Source organism: Halomonas sp. B23F22_10 (assembly GCF_043496975.1).
Lineage (GTDB): Bacteria > Pseudomonadota > Gammaproteobacteria > Pseudomonadales > Halomonadaceae > Halomonas > Halomonas smyrnensis.
Genome location: NZ_JBIEKF010000012.1, coordinates 1 through 2,872, shown reverse-complemented (window position 1 = coordinate 2,872; position 2,872 = coordinate 1). Strand labels below are relative to the sequence as shown.

The 2,872-nt window shown below is 54.7% G+C and carries 1 rRNA gene; it reads right to left on the bottom strand.

The window, feature by feature from the left end:
- Window positions 1-2,795 (bottom strand): 23S ribosomal RNA (locus tag ACGTNF_RS16275); the annotation flags it as partial.
- Window positions 2,796-2,872: the final 77 nt, after the last annotated feature.

Below are 2,872 nucleotides of genomic sequence, written 5' to 3'. Positions count from 1 at the left end.
CCTTCAGGAGGCTCGAGGCCTCGGGGAGATCTCATCTTGAAGGGGGCTTCCCGCTTAGATGCTTTCAGCGGTTATCCCGTCCGTACATAGCTACCCGGCGATGCCACTGGCGTGACAACCGGAACACCAGAGGTACGTCCACTCCGGTCCTCTCGTACTAGGAGCAGCGCTTCTCAAATCTCCAACGCCCACGGCAGATAGGGACCGAACTGTCTCACGACGTTCTAAACCCAGCTCGCGTACCACTTTAAATGGCGAACAGCCATACCCTTGGGACCGACTTCAGCCCCAGGATGTGATGAGCCGACATCGAGGTGCCAAACACCGCCGTCGATGTGAACTCTTGGGCGGTATCAGCCTGTTATCCCCGGAGTACCTTTTATCCGTTGAGCGATGGCCCTTCCATACAGAACCACCGGATCACTAGAACCTACTTTCGTACCTGCTCGACGTGTCTGTCTCGCAGTTAAGCACCCTTATGCTCTTGCACTCATTGCACGATTTCCAACCGTGCTGAGGGTACCTTCGTGCTCCTCCGTTACGCTTTGGGAGGAGACCGCCCCAGTCAAACTACCCACCACACACGGTCCTCGATCCGGATAACGGACCGGAGTTAGAACGCCAATGATGCCAGGCTGGTATTTCAAGGTTGGCTCCACTCGATCTGGCGACCGAGTTTCCAAGCCTCCCAGCTATCCTACACAAGCAACATCAGCGTCCAGTGTGAAGCTGTAGTAAAGGTTCACGGGGTCTTTCCGTCTAGCCGCGGGTACACAGCATCTTCACTGCGATTTCAATTTCACTGAGTCTCGGGTGGAGACAGCGTGGCCATCATTACGCCATTCGTGCAGGTCGGAACTTACCCGACAAGGAATTTCGCTACCTTAGGACCGTTATAGTTACGGCCGCCGTTTACCGGGGCTTCGATCAGGAGCTTCGCGTGAGCTAACACCATCAATTAACCTTCCGGCACCGGGCAGGCGTCATACCCTATACGTCCGCTTACGCGTTTGCAGAGTACTGTGTTTTTAATAAACAGTTGCAGCCACCTGGTATCTTCGACCGGCGTCAGCTCCACCCGCAAGGGGCTTCACCTAATACCGGCGTGCCTTCTCCCGAAGTTACGGCACCATTTTGCCTAGTTCCTTCACCCGAGTTCTCTCAAGCGCCTTGGTATTCTCTACCTGACCACCTGTGTCGGTTTGGGGTACGGTTCCACTGTATCTGAAGCTTAGAGGCTTTTCCTGGGAGCGTGGCATCGATGACTTCCAGACCGTAGTCTGTTCGTCTCGTCTCTCGGCCTTGGGGAACCGGATTTGCCTAATTCCCCAGCCTACTGACTTTCACCAGGACAACCAACGCCTGGCTCACCTAGCCTTCTCCGTCCCCCCATCGCAATACAGTGGAGTACGGGAATATTGACCCGTTTCCCATCGACTACGCCTTTCGGCCTCGCCTTAGGGGCCGACTCACTCTGCTCCGATTAGCGTCGAACAGAAACCCTTGGTCTTCCGGCGGGGGAGTTTTTCACTCCCCTTATCGTTACTCATGTCAGCATTCGCACTCGTGATACCTCCAGCATGCCTCTCGACACACCTTCGTCGGCGTACACGACGCTCCTCTACCGCTCATCATTCGATGAACCCGTAGCTTCGGTACCTGGTTTGAGCCCCGTTACATCTTCCGCGCAGGCCGACTCGACTAGTGAGCTATTACGCTTTCTTTAAAGGATGGCTGCTTCTAAGCCAACCTCCTAGCTGTCTGAGCCTTCCCACATCGTTTCCCACTTAACCAGGATTTGGGGACCTTAGCTGACGGTCTGGGTTGTTTCCCTTTTCACAACGGACGTTAGCACCCGCTGTGTGTCTCCCACGCTGCACTCACCGGTATTCGGAGTTTGCCTCGGGTTGGTAAGTCGGGATGACCCCCTAGCCGAAACAGTGCTCTACCCCCGGCGGTGATACGTGAGGCGCTACCTAAATAGCTTTCGAGGAGAACCAGCTATCTCCGGGCTTGATTAGCCTTTCACTCCGATCCACAAGTCATCCAAATCTTTTTCAACAGATCCTGGTTCGGTCCTCCAGTTGATGTTACTCAACCTTCAACCTGCTCATGGATAGATCGCCCGGTTTCGGGTCTATATCCAGCGACTGGTCGCCCAGTTAAGACTCGGTTTCCCTACGCCTCCCCTATACGGTTAAGCTCGCCACTGAATATAAGTCGCTGACCCATTATACAAAAGGTACGCGGTCACGGGACGAGCCCGCTCCCACTGCTTGTACGCACACGGTTTCAGGGTCTATTTCACTCCCCTCTCCGGGGTTCTTTTCGCCTTTCCCTCACGGTACTGGTTCACTATCGGTCAGTCAGGAGTATTTAGCCTTGGAGGATGGTCCCCCCATCTTCAATCAGGGTTTCACGTGCCCCGACCTACTCGATTTCACGGGATCAGGCTTTCGACTACGGGGCTATCACCCTGTATCGCTGAGTTTCCCAACTCATTCGCCTAACCTTTCACCCGCTTAAGGGCTGGTCCCCGTTCGCTCGCCGCTACTGGGGGAATCTCGGTTGATTTCTTTTCCTCGGGGTACTTAGATGTTTCAGTTCCCCCGGTTCGCCTCGTACACCTATGTATTCAGTGTACGATACCTATCTGACGATAGGTGGGTTTCCCCATTCAGAGATGTCCGGGTCGCAGGTTGTTTGCCACCTCGCCGAACCTTATCGCAGGCTTCCACGTCTTTCATCGCCTCTGACTGCCAAGGCATCCACCGTGTGCGCTTCATCGCTTGACCATATAACCCCAAGGGGTCTGATCCGCGATGACAACCACGACAATTGCCGGATACGCTTGAGACGTATCTCATGCCCT